Source organism: Mesorhizobium sp. 2RAF45 (assembly GCF_052115225.1).
GTDB lineage: Bacteria > Pseudomonadota > Alphaproteobacteria > Rhizobiales > Rhizobiaceae > Mesorhizobium > Mesorhizobium jarvisii.
Window position 1 is genome coordinate 1 of sequence record NZ_JBFRGG010000008.1, and the last position, 17,627, is coordinate 17,627.

Sequence of the window (17,627 nt, forward strand, 5' to 3'; positions counted from 1 at the left end):
GTGTCGGGCGACTTCGCCAAGCCTCGAATCGGATGGCCGTCCGGTTCGAGGCTCAGTCGCTTCCATCGCACAAAGTCTCCTCCGTGCAGATACAAGGGGTGTTCCAGCGGAGTGAGACGTTGGCGTTCCCTGGAACACCCCTCATCCGTCGCCTTCGGCGACACCTTCTCCCACAAGGGGAGAAGGAAAGCGTCAGCGACCAGACCCCCCGGAGAGCTCGGCGATAATGGCCGCAACGGCGGCACGAGCCGCCTCCAATCCTTGGCCGGTGTCGATGACGAAATCCGCCAGCCTGCGCTTCTCCGCATCCGGCACCTGCTTGGCCAGGATCGCCGCCAGTTTTTCTTCCGTCATGCCCGGCCGGGCCAGCACGCGCTGGCGCTGGATTTCGGTGGGCGCCGTGACGACGACGACCTTGTCGACGCGGCCACGGCCGCCGGTTTCGAAGAGCAGCGGAATATCGAGCACGGCGATCGATTCGCCGGCGTTACGATGCATGGCCAGGAAGGCGTCGGCATCGGCGCGCACCAGCGGATGGATGATCGCTTCCAGCCGCTTCAGCGCGGCGGCATCGCCAAGCACGCGCGCGCCAAGTTTTGCGCGATCGACCACACCATCGACAACCGTTCCGGGAAAAGCGGCCTCGACCAAAGGCGCCGCCGCACCGGAATAGAGGCGATGCACCGCCTCGTCGGAATCATGGACCGGCACGCCCGCCTCGGCGAACATTTTCGCCGTCGTCGACTTGCCCATGCCGATCGAGCCGGTGAGGCCGAGCACGATCATGGTTTCGGCACCAGATCGGCAACGATGAGTGCGCGAAGCTCCGCCGTGACCTGCGGCCTGATGCCGAACCAATGTTCGAAGCCGGGCACGGCCTGGTTGAGCAGCATGCCGAGGCCGTCGACCGTCTTCAGCCCCCTGGCGCGCGCGGCGGCGAGCAGGGGGGTTTCGAGCGGCACATAGACAAGGTCGGTGACGATGGCGTGGTCCGGCAGCAAGGCCGGATCGGCGGCGAGGCCTTCATTGCCGACCATGCCAAGTGCCGTGGTGTTGACCAGCAGGCCGGCGTCGGCCAGCAATTCGTGGGTCTCCGCCGTGCCATGCGCCGAAACGCCGGCGCCGAAACGATCCCGCAATTCCTGCGCCCGGGCGAGCGTGCGGTTGACGATTCTGATATCGCCGACGCCACGCTGCTTCAGCGCCTGGATGACGGCGCGGGACGCGCCGCCGGCGCCGAGCACGACCGCGGGGCCGGTGTTCGCCCAGCCCGGCGCGTAATCATCGAGGTTGGCGGCAAAGCCGTGGCCGTCGGTGTTGCCGCCCCACAGGAGACCGTCCTCGAACCACAGCGTGTTGACGGCGCCGATCTCCTCGGCCGCCTGGTCGCGGCGGTGGACAAGAGCGAAAGCGGCTTCCTTGTGCGGAATGGTGACATTGCCGCCGCGAAACCCGTTTGCCTGCAAAGCCGCGATGAATTCGGCAAAATCCTGCGGCGCCACGTCGATCGCCTCATAACTGCCGTCGATGTCGTGCTTTGCCAGCCAGTGGCCGTGGATCTTCGGCGAGCGCGAGTGCTTGATCGGATGGCCGGTGACAAAAGCCTTCTTCGTTGCCTCAGCCATCGATGGCCCCCAGCGTGCGCAGTTCGGCCAGCAGCGGCAAAAGCGGCAGGCCGACAATCGTAAAATGATCGCCCTCGATCTTCTCGAAGAGCTGGATGCCTTCGCCCTCGACCTGGTAGGCGCCGACGCTGGCCAGCGCCCTGGCGCCGACACGGGCGAGATGGCGGCCGATGAAGCCGGGGTCGAGCTTGCGCATGGTCATGCCGGCGATGCCGACATGGCGCCATAGCACCTTGCCGTCGCGCACCAGAACGGCGGCGCTGTTGAGCTGGTGGGTCTTGCCCGACAACGCCAGGAGATGGCGGCGCGCGCCTTCCATGTCGGCCGGCTTGTGGAACACTTCGTCAGCCAAAGACAAAGTCTGGTCGCAGCCGAGCACCAGCGCGCCGGGCCGGCGTTCGCTGACCTCGGTGGCCTTGGCCTCGGCCAGAACCAGGGCGACATCCTCGGGCGAAACGCCGCTATCCTGCAACGGCGCCTCGAGCGCGCGCTCGTCGACATCGGCCGGCACGGCCTCGACATCGAGCCCGGCATTGAGAAGCATTGCCTTGCGGAACGGACTGCCGGAGGCGAGGATGATTTTTTCGGTCATTTTTCACTCAGGCGCAGGTACAGGCGCGGTTGGGATATGAGCTTCAATCTGCAACGTTGGCGCCGCCCCTCATTGTCCTGCCGGACATTTCTCTCCGTATAGAGACGGGGAGAAAGGGGCAGCTTCAGCGCAGGCGCTCTTCTTCGGCTACGCTGGTGATTGGCGAAACCTTCTACGACAGCGCCCCTCTCCCCGTCGCTATACGGGGAGAGGATGCCGGCAGGCAGGTGAGGGGCGGCGCCGAGTTTCCGCTAAGAAGTCTCGGAAAACGCACTCCTCGTTCAATTATCTGTTCTTCCCCCGCAGGGCAACGATCGCCGCCGCCGTTTCCTCGATCGAGCGGCGGCTGACGTCGATCATCGGCCAGCCATGGCGCGTGCAGATCTGGCGGGCATAGGCGAGCTCCTCGTTGATGGCGGCGCGGTCGACATAGTCGGTCGGCACATAGGAACTGCTGTTGCCGAGGATGCGGTTCTGGCGGACATGCGAGATGCGCTCGGCGGTGGCGATCAGCCCGACGATCAGCGGCTTGGAGGCGCTGACCAGGCTTTCGGGCACCGGCACGCCGAGCACGATCGGGATGTTGGCGGTCTTGATGCCGCGATTGGCGAGATAGATGCTGGTCGGCGTCTTCGACGTCCGCGAAATGCCGATCAGCACGACATCGGCATCGTCCATATTCGCCGGCAGCTGGCCGTCATCATGGTCCATGGTGAAGTTCAGCGCATCGATGCGGCGGAAATATTCGGCGTCGAGAACGTGCTGGGCGCCGACACGGCGGCCGGCCGGCGTGCCGAGATAGGACTGGAAGACGGTGAGCACCGGCTCCAGCACCGACACGCAGGGCAGGCCCATTGTGGCGCAGCGCTCGTCAATGCCGCGCGCCAGCTTCTGGTCGACGACCGTATAGAGGATGATGCCCGGCTCCTCCTCTATGTCCTCGAACACCTTGGCCACCTGCTTTTCGGTACGGATGAGCGGGTAGATGTGCTCGATCGCCCGTGCATCCTTGTATTGCGCCGAAGCCGCCCGCCCGGCGGCGAGCAGCGTTTCGCCGGTCGCGTCGGAAATCAGGTGCAGGTGAAAGAAGCTCTGGGGTTTGTTCACAGGGATCACCTGGGGCTGTGGGCGGATGTGGATAAAGCGGGACAGAAAGAGGCGCCGGTCGGAGGCGACTGTATCAGATGGCAGTTTGTCCACAATTCGCTGTGCTGTCAGCTTGGTCGGGCGGCTGGGGACAAGTCTGGGGACGGCCGCCTTTGCCTTTCAGCCGTCCACAGGGCGGGATTCTTCCTCGGTTTGCTAAAGCTTTGACTCCGATGATGGTTTCCGGATGATCCCCAGAACCCTTAAGTCGGGAGAGGGAAGCGCGCGACAATATGCTTGCTGGCTTTTTGGCTGGCGAAGCGGGACAGGTGACAACCACCACAACCAACAGACTCTTAGAATCAGAAGAATCTTAGATATAAGAATCTTTGATTATAGGAAGGCTGGGAGAGGGTAAGCGCTCAATGCCCAAAAGCCGGATCATGCTGGACGTCCTGAAGGGCAAGGCGCACTTTCCGCCTCCGCTCTGGATGATGCGTCAGGCCGGACGCTATCTGCCGGAATATCGTGAAACACGCAGGCGCGCAGGTTCGTTCCTCGATCTCTGCTACGATCCCGACCTTGCGGTGGAAGTGACCTTGCAGCCGATAGAGCGCTTCGGCTTCGACGCCTCGATCCTGTTCTCCGACATCCTTGTCGTTCCGCATGCGCTCGGCCGCGACGTTCGCTTCGAAGAGGGAAGAGGCCCGCTTTTGACGCCGATCTCCGTGGCCGAGATCATGGCTCTGGAAAGCGATGTGTTTCACGTGAATCTCGAACCGGTCTACGAGACGGTTCGCCGGTTGCGGGCAAAACTGCCTGACGAGACCACGCTGATCGGCTTCTGCGGCGCGCCCTGGACGGTGGCGACCTATATGATCGCCGGCCATGGAACGCCCGATCAGGCGCCGGCACGGCTGTTTGCCTATCGCGAGCCGGCGGCGTTTCAACATCTCCTGACGGTGCTTGCCGACCAGTCGGCGGCCTATCTGATCCGGCAGATCGAAGCCGGTGCGGATGTGGTGCAGATTTTCGATTCCTGGTCCGGCGTGCTCGACGATGCGACGTTCGACCAGTTTTGCGTTTGGCCGGTGGCCGAGATGGTCCGCCAGGTTCGCGCCGTTCATCCCGATGTGCCGATCATCGGATTTCCCAAGGGCGCCGGCGCGCGCTACCGGACCTATCGCCAGAAGACCGGTGTGACGGGGCTGGGGATCGACTGGACGGTGCCGCTAGCGGCGGCGAAGGATCTGCAGCGTTCGGGTGCGGTCCAGGGCAATCTCGATCCCTTGAGGCTCGTGGCCGGCGGCAAGGCGCTGTCTGATGGCGTCGAGGCGATCCTGAAGGCGCTGGGAGACGGGCCGCTGATCTTCAATCTCGGCCACGGCATCACGCCGGAGACACCGATCGCGCATGTCGAGGCGATGGTGAAGCAGGTGAGGAGCGCGACACGCTGATGGCTGAGATGAACAACACCAACAGCACCGGACAGGCGATGATGCGTATGGTCGTCAGCATCGCTGTGCTGATCGTGCTGACGGCGCTTCTGTTTTTCGTCGCGCCCGAAAGTTTCTATCCCTGGGCAAAGGCGATCCATATCGTTGCCGTCATTTCGTGGATGGCCGGCATGCTCTATCTGCCGCGGCTGTTCGTCTACCACGTCGATGCCGAGAAGGGCTCGGTGCAGTCGGAGACCTTCAAGGTGATGGAGCGGCGCCTGCTGCGCGGCATCATCAATCCGGCGATGATCGTCACCTGGGTGTTCGGCCTTTGGCTTGCCTGGAAAGTCTTTGGATTCCAGGGCGGCTGGCTGCACGCCAAGATCGGTTTGGTGTTGTTAATGTCCGCCGTTCACGGCTATCTGGCCGGCGCGGTGCGCAAATTCGCCGAGGATCGCAACGAAAAAGCGGCGAGGCACTGGCGGATCGTCAACGAGATCCCCACATTTCTGATGATCGCCATCGTGATCCTGGTTGTCGTCAAGCCGTTCTGAGGCCGATCAGGCCGTTTAAAACGCGGCTTGCTCTTTCATCCGACCGACGATAAAAGACGGGTCTTCCTTCCCGTCATGCGCCGCCCCTCATTGTTTTCGGCCGCGCCCGGCATTTGTCGCATCCCGCCGATATTTTTCTCCCAAAGCTCACCCAGAGTCCGTCTATGCAAGAAATGAAACTTACCGAATTCAAGAACAAGAAACCGCCAGAGCTGATCGCTTATGCCGAATCGCTCGAGGTCGAGAACGCCAGCGTCATGCGCAAGCAGGAGCTGATGTTCGCGATCCTGAAGAAGCTGGCCGCCCAGGACGTCGAGATTATCGGCGACGGCGTGGTCGAAGTGCTTCAGGACGGGTTCGGCTTCCTGCGCTCGGCCAACGCCAACTATCTGCCAGGTCCCGACGACATCTACATCTCGCCGTCGCAGATCCGGCGCTTTTCGCTGAAGACCGGCGATACGGTCGAAGGACCGATCCGCAGCCCGAAAGAGGGCGAGCGCTATTTCGCGCTGCTCAAGGTCAACACCATCAATTTCGACGATCCCGAAAAGATCCGCCACAAGATCCACTTCGACAATCTGACGCCGCTCTATCCGACCTCGCGGCTGAAGATGGAAATGGAGGTTCCGACCTCCAAGGACATCTCGCCGCGCGTCATCGACCTGGTGGCGCCGCTCGGCAAGGGCCAGCGCGCTTTGATCGTCGCGCAGCCGCGCACCGGCAAGACGGTGCTGCTGCAGAACATCGCCCATTCCATCACCACCAATCACCCGGAATGCTATCTGATCGTGCTTCTGATCGACGAGCGGCCGGAAGAAGTGACCGACATGCAGCGCTCGGTGAAGGGCGAGGTCGTCTCCTCGACCTTCGACGAACCGGCGGTGCGCCACGTCCAGGTCGCCGAAATGGTGATCGAAAAGGCCAAGCGCCTGGTCGAACATGGCCGCGACGTCGTCATCCTGCTCGATTCCATTACCCGCCTCGGTCGCGCCTACAACACCGTCGTGCCGTCATCCGGCAAGGTGCTGACCGGCGGTGTCGACGCCAACGCGCTGCAGCGCCCGAAGCGCTTCTTCGGCGCCGCGCGTAACATCGAGGAAGGCGGTTCGCTGACCATCATCGCCACCGCGCTGATCGATACCGGCAGCCGCATGGACGAAGTCATCTTCGAAGAGTTCAAGGGCACCGGCAATTCGGAAATCGTGCTCGACCGCAAGGTCGCCGACAAGCGCATCTATCCGGCCATGGACATCCTGAAGTCCGGTACCCGCAAGGAAGACCTGCTGGTGCCGCGTCAGGACCTGCAGAAGATCTTCGTGCTGCGCCGCATCCTGGCGCCGATGGGAACCACCGACGCGATCGAGTTCCTCATCGACAAGCTGAAGCAGACCAAGACCAATGCGGATTTCTTCGATTCGATGAATACGTAAGGGCCGGTCCGAAGCTTCCGGACCTGTATCGAGCCCCATTCCAGGAAACTGGGATGGGGTTTTTCTTTGCTGGGTTAGGTCGGCGGGCCTCGCGGCAAATCGCATAAGTCGGCGCCGCCCCTTATTGCCCTGCCGGGCATTTCTCCCTGTAAACGGGGAGAGAGAGGCTGGAACCAGCGCCGGCGCCTTCCTCCGGAACGCTGACAATTGGCGAAAGCAGCGACAACAGCGTCCCTCGCCCCGTTTACGGGGAGAGGATGCCGGCAGGCAGTCAGCTAGGTCTCCGGCTCCGCCTATCGACGGCTCAACAACCGGTCCAACTCCTCAGCACCTGTCACCACCGGCAAACAAACCTGCCCTGTACAAAGCCAGGCACCCGGCCTGTCGGTCGGCGGCAGAATCCCGCCCGGCAGCAAGGGTCGATTCGTTTCCGAACCAATCGCGGCAATGATGTCGACGCGGCGCGGGTCGGGGCATCGATTCGCGACCGGAACGAGCTTTGGATCTTCCAGATCATCGACGATGACCAGTTTCAACGGCTCGATGGCAAGCGTGCAGGCATTGACGATGCCGGCCTGGCCATAGGCCTGTTGCGCTGCGCGGCCGGCGGCGTGCTCTGCGATCTTCCAGGCTTTTTCCCCGAGATCGAGATCGCCGGTCACGGAGGCGAGCCGCACAAGTGCCGCGATGATTTGACTGGTGGCTGACGAAATCGCCTCGTCGACATCGCCCCTGATGCGGATCGGCACGTCGGTGCTGTCCGAGGCGGTCAGATAGTAACCTGTGCCGGCTTCGTCGGCATGCCAATGGTCGAGCTGCTCGATGAACTGTTTCGCCCGGTCGATGTAGCTCCAATCGCCAGACGCCTCGAACAGCGAAATCGCCGCATTGGCCATGGCGGCATAGTCGCTCGACAGAGCGGGAAACAGTTTCCTGGCGCCGAGCATGGAATGCGGCAAGCGGCCGTCGCGGCTGGCGCCGGAGATATGGGCAAAGGCCTTGGCCGCGGCCTCGATCCAGTCGGGCCGGCCCAGCGAGCGACCGGCCTCGGCGAGTGCCGCAATCATCAGGCCGTTCCAGTCCGTGAGGGTCTTGGCATCTAGGCCTGGCGGGACGCGTTCCTCCCGCACGGCGAGAAGCCTCGCTTTGAGCGGAATGAGGTTTTCGCGATCGGCGACGCTTTGGGCTTGCTGGGCGCTGGAATGGTGGACGACCGGCTTGCCTTCCCAGCCATCCGGGCTGGAGAGGGTGAAGTACTTGAAAAACAAGGCTGAATCGTCGCCGAGGACGGCTTCGATCTCTTCCCGGCTCCAGGTGTAGAACAGCCCTTCCTCGCCATCGCTGTCGGCATCGAGACTGGCGGCGAAGGCGCCGCCTTCGACGCGCATTTCGCGCAGCAGCCAATCGACGGTCTCTTCGATTCGTATCCGGAACAAATCATTGCCGCTTGCCGAAAACGCCCAGTTGCAGAAGCGGATCAGCTCCGCATTGTCGTAGAGCATCTTTTCGAAATGCGGCACCAGCCATTCGGCATCGGTGGAGTAGCGGCTGAGCCCGCCACCAATATGGTCATAGATGCCGCCGGCCAGCATCCGTTCCAGGCTGACCAGCACGTCATCGCGATGCGCGGCGTTGCCATCGCGCAGCCAGGACAGCCACAGGGTGAGCATGAATGGCGCGTTGGGGAATTTCGGCGCGCCGCGCAGGCCGCCAAGCTCGCGGTCGATCATGCCGGCGATGCGGCCGGCGAAGTCGGTGAGCGTGCCGCGGTCGAGGCTCTGCTTGCCATGCGTGCCGGAAAGCCGCGCCTCGACATGGGAGGTCAGCCCGTCGGCGCTCTGGTGCAGGCTGTCGCGCTTCTCGCGCCAGGCCTTGTCGACCGCTTCCATGACCTGGATGAAGCCCGGGCGGCCATAGCGCGCCTCGCGCGGAAAATAGGTGCCGCCCCAGAATGGCTTGCCTTCCGGCGTCAGGAACATGGTCAGCGGCCAGCCGCCTTGCTCGCCCATCGAGGACAGCGCGGCCATGTAGATCTGGTCGATGTCGGGACGCTCCTCGCGGTCGACCTTGATATTGACGAACAGACGGTTCATGACGGCGGCGACGCCGTCATTCTCGAAGCTTTCATGCGCCATGACATGGCACCAGTGGCAGGCGGCATAGCCGACGGAGAGCAGGATCGGGCGATCGAGCGTCCTTGCTTCTTCGAGCGATGCCGGCGACCAGGCCCGCCAATGGACGGGATTGGCGCTGTGCTGCTGCAGATAGGGGCTGGCCTCTTCGGCAAGCAGGTTTTGCGCGGGCAATGTCACATGGGCACTCGGGTTGTTTGAAGGCGCGAGGCTAGGGCGGTTCAACAGAGCGGGCAAATGATTTCAGGCGATTCGATCGTTGCGCTGTCGAGCGGTCGGCTTCCGGCCGGTGTCGCCGTGCTGCGTATCTCCGGTCCGCAGACTCGATTCGTAGTCGAAACGATTGTCGGTGGCATGGTTAAGGACCGGGCGGCGGTTCTGCGCAGGTTCAGAGCGCCGGATGGAACCGTCCTCGACAGCGGGTTGGTCATCTTCTTTCCCGGTCCGGCGAGCTTTACTGGGGAGGACGTCGCGGAATTTCATGTCCATGGTGGGCGCGCCGTCGTGGCGCGGATGTTGGAGATCATCGCCGACTTTGACGGCGTCAGGCATGCCGAACCCGGCGAATTCACCCGTCGCGCCTTTCTTAACGGCAAGGTCGACCTCGTCGAGACTGAGGCGCTGGCGGACCTGGTCAATGCCGAGACCGAGGCGCAGCGACGTTTCGCGGTCCAGAATGCCGAGGGTGTCCAGAGCGATCTGTATATGAGTTGGCGCCGCCGGCTGATCCACGCACGGGCCATGATCGAGGCCGAGATCGATTTTGCTGACGAAGACGACGTGCCGGGATCCGTTTCGGATACGGTCTGGTCGGATGTCCGGGTGATGATCGGTGAAATCGATCGCCACATCGCCGGATTTCACGCTGCCGAAATCATTCGCGACGGTTTTGAGGTGGTGATTCTGGGCGCGCCGAATGCCGGCAAGTCGAGTCTGTTCAACGCCTTGGCGAGGCGCGATGCAGCTATTGTAACGGATGAGCCCGGTACGACCCGCGACCTGCTCGAGGTAACGCTGGATCTCGGCGGCCTTCGCGTCAGGCTGACGGATACGGCCGGCTTGCGCGACGCACCGGGCAAGGTCGAGGCGATCGGCATCGAGAAGGCGCGGGCCAAGGCCGATCGTGCCGATCTCTTGCTGCTGCTGGAGGACATTTTGGCTCCCAGGGCCATCGGCGCGGTCGAGTCTACGGCACCTCTGTTGCGCGTCGGCACCAAGCTCGACCTGCTGGATGGGCAGGCGGCGGGTGATGCGGCTGGCAGATACGACTTCGTCATTTCAGTTATGAATGGCACTGGTGTGGAGGCGCTGCTCGCCGAAATCGGCCGTTGCGCGGCGGACGCGGCTGGCGACGTCGGCGATATCCTGCCGTCCCGCCTGCGCCATGTTGAACTGCTCGGTGTGGCGAATCGCCATTTGCTTCGCGCGATCGATGAGCACACCGGCGGCCAGGAACTGCGGGCCGAGGAGCTGCGGCTGGCGGCGGATAGGTTGGGCCGAATTGTCGGCGCGATCGATGTCGAGGATATGTTGGATGTGATCTTTTCGCAGTTCTGCATCGGGAAATGATTCACGTGAAACTATGCGGCGTATTGCTTTGCGTGACTCACGTGAAACACAGCGATCCAGAATATGCCGTGTCCTATGAAGCAGGTGCGGGGGCAATTTGCGAGATAGTGGCGGATGGTGGCGCTACCCCCTCACCTGCCTGCCGGCATCCTCTCCCCGTATAGTGACGGGGAGAGGGGTGCTCGCACGAATGGTTTCGCCCATCGCCGACGTCCCAAGAAGGGTGCTGGTGTTACGGCCAGCTACTTTCTCCCCGTTACTATGCGGGGAGAAATGCCCGGCAGGACAATGAGGGGCGGGCGCCTTCCAGGACTGATTAGCCGTACCGATTGGCGCGGTACCGTCGCCGCGCGGCATCGCCTCTGTTTCACGTGAAACTTGTCGCGAAGTTTTCTTGACAGCTTGCCCCTGCGGGGACATGTGTCCCCCAATCTTTTGAGTCCAGGAAATTCGAAATGACCGGTCACTATGATGTGGTTGTGGTGGGTGGCGGCCATGCGGGGTGCGAGGCGGCCAGTGCAGCCGCGCGCGCCGGCGCGAAAACCGCGCTGGTGACGCTGCGCTTCGACACAATCGGCGTGATGTCGTGCAATCCCGCGATCGGCGGGCTCGGCAAGGGCCATCTGGTCCGCGAGATCGACGCGATGGACGGGCTGATGGGCCGGGTGGCGGATGCCGCCGGCATCCAGTTCCGCCTGCTCAACCGCCGCAAGGGTCCGGCGGTGCGCGGCCCGCGCACACAGGCGGATAGAAAGCTCTATCGCGTTGCCATGCAGGAAGCGATTCGGCAGCAGAACGATCTCGACGTGGTCGAGGGCGAGGTGCTGGATTTCGAGATCAACGACGGACGGATCGCCGCTGTTCTGCTCTCCGACGGCCGCAGGCTTGCCTGCGGCGCCGTGGTGCTGACGACAGGCACCTTCCTGCGCGGCCTTATTCATATTGGCGAGAAGAAGATCGTCGCCGGCCGGATGAATGAGCAGGCGAGCCTTGGGCTGTCGGCGACGATGGACCGCGCCGGCTTCAAGCTCGGCCGCCTGAAGACCGGCACACCGCCACGGCTGGACGGAAGGACCATCGACTGGGCGTCGCTGGAAAGCCAGGCGGCGGATGACGATCCTGTGCCGTTCTCGCTGATGACCGATCGAATCGAGACACCGCAGATCGAGTGCGGCATCACCCGCACGACATCAGCCACGCATGAGCTGATCCGTGCCAATCTTGGCCGCTCCGCCATGTATTCCGGCTCAATTGAAGGCGTAGGCCCGCGCTATTGCCCGTCGATCGAGGACAAGATCGTCAAGTTCGGCGACCGGGACGGCCACCAGATCTTTCTGGAGCCGGAAGGGCTCGACGACGACACCGTCTATCCCAATGGGATTTCGACCTCGCTGCCGCAGGATGTGCAGCTCGAGATCCTCAAGACCATTCCGGGGCTGGAGCGTGCAGTCATGCTGCAGCCTGGCTATGCCATTGAATATGACCACGTCGATCCGCGCGAGCTGCAGCAGACGCTGGAGACCAAGCGCGTTGCTGGCCTCTTCCTCGCTGGGCAGATCAACGGCACGACCGGTTATGAGGAGGCGGCCGGGCAAGGCCTGCTTGCTGGCCTCAACGCGGCACGACGGGGGTCGGGCGGCGAACAGATCGTGCTCAGCCGCACCGAGGCCTATATCGGCGTGATGGTCGACGATCTGACCAGCCGCGGCATCAGCGAACCCTACCGCATGTTCACCTCGCGGGCCGAATTCCGGCTGTCGCTGCGCGCCGACAATGCCGATGAGCGGCTGACGCCGCTCGCCGAAAAGCTGGGGATCGCCTCGGCGCAACGCATGCAGCGCTACGGTGATGTCATGCAGCGGCTCGACGCGGCGCGCGAATTGGCCAGGTCGGTGGCGATGACTCCGAATGAGGCGGCGCGGCATGGGCTGGAGATCAACCGGGACGGCGTGCGCCGGTCGGCTTATGAGCTGCTGGCCTATCCCGACGTGGATGTTGCCTGGCTGGCCAGGGTCGAGCCGAAATTTGCGGCGATCGACGCCAAGACCGCCGAGCGTCTCGAAACGGAAGCGAAATATTCTGTCTATCTCGACCGGCAGAAGAGCGATGTCGCGCAGATCCGCCACGAGGAGAGCCGGCTGATCCCCGAGACGGTGGATTTCGCCGGCGTGCCCGGCCTGTCCAACGAATTGAAGCAGAAGATGCAGGCGCGGCGGCCGCGGTCCATCGCCGACGCGCAACGCATGGAGGGCATGACGCCGGCGGCGCTGGCGATCATTGTCGCACATGTCCGGCACCATGAGAGTGTGCAGAGGCCCCAGAGCGATCAAAGGGTTGTTGCGTGAGCTCTTTCTCTTGGAAGAGCCTGCAGGACGCGGCGGGCCCGGTTTCACGTGAAACATTCGATCGCCTGGTGGCGTTCGAAGCGATGTTCCAGAAATGGAATCGCAGCATCAATCTGGTGGCGCAGTCGACCGCGGGCGATGTCTGGCAGCGCCACATCCTCGACAGCGCGCAACTGGCGCGCATAGAGCCCACTGCCGCGCGCTGGGTCGATATCGGTTCGGGCGGTGGATTTCCGGGCCTGGTCATGGCTTTCCTGCTCGCCGAGCGCGATGGGGCCAGCATCGATCTGGTGGAGAGCAACCGCAAAAAGGCTTCGTTCCTGCAGACCGTGATCGGCCAGTTCAACCTGCCGGCGCGGGTTGTCGCGCGCCGGATCGAGGACAGCCATGCGCTTGTTTCGCAACCGCAAATCGTCACGGCGCGGGCTCTGGCCTCGCTTTCGGTCCTGCTCGACCTGTCGGCGCCGTGGCTGATGTCGGGCGCACGCGGGCTGTTCCACAAAGGCCGGGATTATCGCGCCGAAGTGCAAGAAAGCGTTAACCGATGGGCCTTCGATCTGGTAGAACATGCCAGTGTGACGGACCCCCAAGGCGTGATCCTGGAACTGTCAAACCTGCGACCCGTCTGATCTTCGACTTGTCGGGCTATTTGGCGACCCAAAAATGAATTTCTGGCATAAACCCATGAAGAACGGCCCCCGAATCATCACCGTAGCCAACCAGAAGGGCGGTGTCGGCAAGACCACCACCGCCATCAATCTGGCCACCGCTCTGGCCGCGATCGGCGAAAACGTGCTGATCGTCGACCTCGACCCGCAAGGCAATGCCAGCACCGGCCTCGGCATCGACCGCAAGGACCGCACGGTCTCGTCCTACGACGTGCTGACCGGCGAGCTGGAACTGGAAGCCGCGGCCATTCCGACAGCCGTGCCCGGCCTGTCGATCGTGCCGTCGACGCTCGACCTGCTCGGCATCGAAATGGAGATCGCATCGGCGCCCGACCGGGTGCTGCGGCTGCGCAACGCCTTGCGTGCCGCCTCGGCGCGTTCGGCCGGCTTCGGCTATGTGCTGATCGACTGCCCGCCGTCGCTCAACCTTCTGACGTTGAATTCGATGGCGGCGGCCGATTCGGTGCTGGTGCCGTTGCAATGCGAGTTCTTCGCGCTCGAAGGTCTCAGCCAATTGCTGGAAACCGTCGAGCAGGTGCGCCGGTCGATCAATCCGGACCTCACCATCCAGGGCATCGTGCTGACCATGTATGACGGCCGCAACAACCTGGCCAACCAGGTGGTGCAGGATGTGCGCCAGCATATGGGCGACAAGGTCTACGAGACCATCATTCCGCGCAATGTGCGGGTGTCGGAGGCGCCGTCCTACGGCAAGCCGGCAATCCTTTACGATTTGAAGTGCTCTGGCAGCCAGGCCTATCTGCAACTGGCCTCGGAAGTGATCCGCCGCGAGCGTAAATTGCGCGCCGCTTGATTGGATCGGATGCAGAATTAACAGCCGATTCGATACCGAAACGATCCAAAGACGATTATCCAAGATAGACCTGGAATTGACATGAGCGAAGACCTTTCGAGGAAAAGACTGGGCCGTGGCCTGGCGGCACTGATCGGCGAGATCGATCGCCCGGCGGCGCCGGAAAAGCCCGGCATGAGCGCCGACGGCAAGGTGCCGATCGAGTTCGTGAGCCCCAACCCGAAGAACCCGCGCCGGCATTTTGGCGACGCCGAACTGACCGATCTTGCCCAGTCGATCCGCGAACATGGCGTGGTGCAGCCGGTGGTGGCGCGGCCGTCGCCGACGCAGGCGGGCCGCTACGAGATCATCGCCGGCGAGCGGCGCTGGCGGGCGGCGCAGCGCGCCGGGCTGACCGAGATCCCGGTCATCATCCGCGAGGTCAACGACCGCACCGCGCTCGAGCTGGCGATCATCGAGAACGTCCAGCGCACCGACCTCAACGCCGTCGAGGAAGCGCTGGGCTACCAGCAGCTGATCGACGATCACGGCTACACCCAGGCCGATCTCGGCAATGTCATCGGCAAGAGCCGCAGCCATGTCGCCAACACGCTCAGGCTGCTGAAGCTGCCGGATGTGATCCGCGACATGCTGGTCGACGGCGCGCTGTCGGCCGGCCATGCCCGCACGCTGGTGACGGCGGAGGATCCGGCCGGCCTTGCCAAGCGCATCGTCGAGGAAGGGCTTTCCGTGCGCCAAGCCGAAGCGCTGGCGCAGATGCCGTCCGGCCCCACGCCGGCCAAACCGAAGCAGCCGCAAGCCGCGCAGGAAAAGGATACCGACACGCTGGCACTGGAAAAGCTGATGACCGACACGCTCGGCATGATCGTGGCCATCGATCACAAGGGCAAGGGCGGCGAGCTGAGGGTGTCCTATCGCTCGCTGGAGCAGCTGGATGAGCTGTGCCGGAGATTGAAGCAGGAACGGTAGTTAGCCGGCGAATTGTATTAAGCGAAAGCTTGACTAAACGCAGAGAAAAAGAGGGCTGGCCGTTTGGTCAGCCCTTTCTGTTTGCGGCGTGATTGGCGAAATCGCCGAAGCGATCAATCTCCCCCCTCTTGGGGGAGATGCCCGGTAGGGCAGAGGGGGGCGCCGTAGAGCGCTGCCTCTGTCATCTGCGGCTGGCCGAGAACTCGCATCACGATCGATCGAGAGGTCGGCGGGCCAGCGCCCCCCTCTGGCTTGCCAGCCATCTCCCCCACGAGGGGGGAGATCGGCCAATCGCCGACCGCAGCTCCAGTCTAGCACTATGCTTGACAGTGCCCGGCAACGGCGTAACTTATATTAGACCTGGCTTAAATTAATTGCCCTGGCGTGCCGGTCGCGGCGAGGGCCATTTGCCATTCCTGCAGTCGTCGTGAAATGGCACCGCCTCGCCAAAAGAATATGCCGACGCGCCTGACGCATGGGAGGTGCAAATGGCAGTCCGTTGGCAATTGTCCGGAAGCTACTTCGAAAATTGCAGCTGCGATGTCGTGTGTCCTTGCCTGCTGTCCACCAAGGCGCAGCTGACATCGAGGCCGACGAAAGGCGTTTGCGACGTCGGCCTGGTCTTTCATGTCGATACGGGCAATTACGGCGACGTTCGATTGGATGGGCTCAGTGTGGCACTGGTTGCTCACACGCCGGGTCCGATGGCAGACGGCAATTGGACGGCCGCGGCCTATATCGACGAACGGGCCGATGACAGGCAGACAGAGGCGCTGGGTGCCATCTTCACTGGCGCCGCGGGCGGCCCCATGGCGGTGTTGGCACCCATGATCGGCACGAACCTCGGCGCCAAGAAGGTCCCGATAGACTACCGCATAGACGGCAAGAAACGGTCGGTGGCGATTGCCGGCGTCATGCAGCTGGCGGTCGAGCCGCTGCCGACAATGCGCGAGGACGGGCAGATGTGGGCGGCCACCGGCCATCCTGTCAATCCCGACTGGCTCGGCATGGCGATGGGGGCGCAAAGCAGTACGTTCAGCGACCATGGCATGAGCTGGGACAATTCCGGGCAAAACGGACATTACGCCCCAATCAATTGGTCCGGCGAGTAGCTGTTGGCCGCATAGTACGGGAGGACCGCTCGCCTAACGCTGCCCCAGCCTGGCGCTTTCCACCGCAATGCCGAGCAGCGCTTGGCGCGCCAGCGCTTCCGACAGATCGGGCCGTTTGCGGGTCTGCAGCACCGCAGTCTGCAGCCGGGTCAGTGCGCGGCTCAGCGCATCGCTGCTCCAGCGCTCCAGCGCTTTCTCCACCAGCTTGCGCCGCGAAAAGAAAACCGGCGGGCGGGCGCCGGCGACGACCGATGCGGCATTGCGCCCGGCCGAGTCCATCTGGCCGCGCATGATTTGAATCTGCTGCAGCTGGCGCATCGCCGAGGACAACACCAGGAAGGGCGGGCCGCCGGACTGGCAGTGGCGGGTGAAGGCGGTGTCGAAGTCGCCGATCTTGCCTTCGAGCAGCGCGTCGACGGCATCGTCGAACGAGGCGCCGGACACGTCGCCCGACATCGCCCTGACATCGTCCAGGCCGATCTCCTTCTGGCCATGGGCGTAGAGGATGAGCTTTTCGATCTCGCCGCGCGAAGCGAGCCTGTCGCCGCCGAGATTGCGGCGCAGCGCTTGTCTGGCTTCCAGCGTCATCGACATGCCGGCCTTGCGCAATTCGTCGTCGATGACCGTGTCGATGTCGCGGGCCTCGTCGGCGTAGCAAGGCAGCGCCATGGCGTTGTCGGCGCCCTCGACCACGGCGCGCAAGCCGACGCCCTTCTTGAGGTCGCCGGCCTCGATCAGGATGATGGCATCGCGCGCGGGCTCCGACGTCAGCGCCTTGACGTCCTCGGCCAGCGCCTTCTGGCCGGTGGCATTGCGCACCCAGAGCAGCCGGCGGTCGGAAAACATCGGCACGGTGCGGGCCTCGTCCAGCAGCCGGCCCTCGTCGCGATCGACCTCCGAGCCCTCGAGCCGGACCACGGAAAAGGGATCGTCGAGCGGTAGGCCGGTCTTTTCGGCAAAGGCTTTAGCACGCTCGGAGACGAGGCCGCGATCGGGGCCGTAGAGCAGGACGATGGAGATGCGCGCGTCAGGCCGCGCGAGCCAGGAATCGACCTCGAAAGCTTTCTTCTGTGCCATGGTGGGTGGTTAGCATGATGTGGGGTTGGGGTGAATGGCGATCGGCACCGACGCTCTTTTCCTTCTCCCACAAGGGGAGAAGGAAGACCGCGCGATGGTCCGCCGCCCAATCGCCTTATCTTCCGACAAACCCTGCCCAAGCTTGCGCCAAATTGCGCGCCGCCGTGAAACATCGACAAGAAATTTCGCGGACATATCTTCATCTTGGCGCCGGG

15 protein-coding genes are annotated in these 17,627 nt (G+C 63.3%); 9 read left to right on the plus strand and 6 right to left on the minus strand.

All coding sequences use genetic code 11. From position 1 onward, the window contains the following. Positions 1 to 192: 192 nt before the first annotated feature. The 4 genes from coaE to AB4Z43_RS20645 all read right to left on the minus strand — a co-directional run bounded on the left by coaE (position 193) and on the right by AB4Z43_RS20645 (position 3,417). Positions 193 to 786 (minus strand): dephospho-CoA kinase, encoded by a 594-nt coding sequence (gene coaE, locus AB4Z43_RS20630; RefSeq protein WP_038650797.1) that lies wholly within the window; start codon positions 784 to 786, stop codon positions 193 to 195. After that, a complete protein-coding gene (locus AB4Z43_RS20635; RefSeq protein ID WP_441938830.1) occupies positions 783 to 1,625 on the minus strand; it encodes a shikimate dehydrogenase in 843 nt (280 codons plus the stop codon). The genes coaE and AB4Z43_RS20635 overlap by 4 nt, the downstream gene beginning before the upstream one ends. Next, positions 1,618 to 2,217 carry a Maf-like protein gene (locus AB4Z43_RS20640; RefSeq protein WP_441938831.1) on the minus strand — a complete coding sequence of 200 codons (600 nt, stop codon included), beginning with the start codon at positions 2,215 to 2,217 and terminating at the stop codon, positions 1,618 to 1,620. The genes AB4Z43_RS20635 and AB4Z43_RS20640 overlap by 8 nt, the downstream gene beginning before the upstream one ends. A gap of 285 nt (positions 2,218 to 2,502) precedes the next feature. Next, entirely contained in the window at positions 2,503 to 3,417 is a 915-nt protein-coding gene (locus AB4Z43_RS20645) for a pyruvate, water dikinase regulatory protein (protein ID WP_394811824.1), read from the minus strand. A gap of 311 nt (positions 3,418 to 3,728) precedes the next feature. Between AB4Z43_RS20645 and hemE the strand changes: the two genes are divergently transcribed. The 3 genes from hemE to rho all read left to right on the plus strand — a co-directional run bounded on the left by hemE (position 3,729) and on the right by rho (position 6,726). Further along, positions 3,729 to 4,760 carry a uroporphyrinogen decarboxylase gene (gene hemE / locus AB4Z43_RS20650; protein ID WP_441938832.1) on the plus strand — a complete coding sequence of 344 codons (1,032 nt, stop codon included), beginning with the start codon at positions 3,729 to 3,731 and terminating at the stop codon, positions 4,758 to 4,760. After that, on the plus strand, positions 4,760 to 5,296 hold the full coding sequence (hemJ, locus tag AB4Z43_RS20655; RefSeq protein ID WP_202361230.1) for a protoporphyrinogen oxidase HemJ: 537 nt from the start codon (positions 4,760 to 4,762) through the stop codon (positions 5,294 to 5,296). The genes hemE and hemJ overlap by 1 nt, the downstream gene beginning before the upstream one ends. Before the next feature lie 164 nt (positions 5,297 to 5,460). Continuing rightward, positions 5,461 to 6,726: a transcription termination factor Rho gene (gene rho, locus AB4Z43_RS20660; RefSeq protein ID WP_019862177.1), complete on the plus strand. Its 1,266-nt coding sequence runs from the start codon at positions 5,461 to 5,463 to the stop codon at positions 6,724 to 6,726. 293 nt (positions 6,727 to 7,019) lie between these two features. Here the strand turns inward: rho and AB4Z43_RS20665 are convergent, their stop codons facing one another. Beyond that, the gene (locus AB4Z43_RS20665; protein ID WP_441938833.1) at positions 7,020 to 9,038 is read right to left on the minus strand and encodes a thioredoxin domain-containing protein; all 2,019 of its coding nucleotides are present in this window, start codon (positions 9,036 to 9,038) and stop codon (positions 7,020 to 7,022) included. A gap of 57 nt (positions 9,039 to 9,095) precedes the next feature. On the opposite strand from AB4Z43_RS20665, the gene mnmE reads away from it, so the two are divergent. The 6 genes from mnmE to AB4Z43_RS20695 all read left to right on the plus strand — a co-directional run bounded on the left by mnmE (position 9,096) and on the right by AB4Z43_RS20695 (position 16,335). Beyond that, on the plus strand, positions 9,096 to 10,427 hold the full coding sequence (mnmE, locus tag AB4Z43_RS20670) for a tRNA uridine-5-carboxymethylaminomethyl(34) synthesis GTPase MnmE (protein WP_441938834.1): 1,332 nt from the start codon (positions 9,096 to 9,098) through the stop codon (positions 10,425 to 10,427). Positions 10,428 to 10,882: 455 nt separating this feature from the next. Then, positions 10,883 to 12,772 carry a tRNA uridine-5-carboxymethylaminomethyl(34) synthesis enzyme MnmG gene (gene mnmG / locus AB4Z43_RS20675; RefSeq protein ID WP_441938835.1) on the plus strand — a complete coding sequence of 630 codons (1,890 nt, stop codon included), beginning with the start codon at positions 10,883 to 10,885 and terminating at the stop codon, positions 12,770 to 12,772. Continuing rightward, entirely contained in the window at positions 12,769 to 13,401 is a 633-nt protein-coding gene (gene rsmG, locus AB4Z43_RS20680) for a 16S rRNA (guanine(527)-N(7))-methyltransferase RsmG (RefSeq protein ID WP_019862173.1), read from the plus strand. Before mnmG ends, rsmG begins: the two co-directional genes overlap by 4 nt. 55 nt (positions 13,402 to 13,456) lie before the next feature. Further along, positions 13,457 to 14,254: a ParA family protein gene (locus AB4Z43_RS20685; protein WP_441938836.1), complete on the plus strand. Its 798-nt coding sequence runs from the start codon at positions 13,457 to 13,459 to the stop codon at positions 14,252 to 14,254. 81 nt (positions 14,255 to 14,335) lie between these two features. Continuing rightward, on the plus strand, positions 14,336 to 15,223 hold the full coding sequence (locus AB4Z43_RS20690) for a ParB/RepB/Spo0J family partition protein (RefSeq protein WP_441938837.1): 888 nt from the start codon (positions 14,336 to 14,338) through the stop codon (positions 15,221 to 15,223). Positions 15,224 to 15,711: 488 nt separating this feature from the next. Beyond that, positions 15,712 to 16,335, plus strand: coding sequence for a DUF1326 domain-containing protein (locus tag AB4Z43_RS20695; RefSeq protein WP_027047564.1), 624 nt, complete (start codon positions 15,712 to 15,714; stop codon positions 16,333 to 16,335). Between the two features lie 33 nt (positions 16,336 to 16,368). On the opposite strand, the gene holA is transcribed toward AB4Z43_RS20695, so the two are convergent. After that, a complete protein-coding gene (gene holA / locus AB4Z43_RS20700; RefSeq protein WP_019862168.1) occupies positions 16,369 to 17,412 on the minus strand; it encodes a DNA polymerase III subunit delta in 1,044 nt (347 codons plus the stop codon). Positions 17,413 to 17,627: the final 215 nt, after the last annotated feature.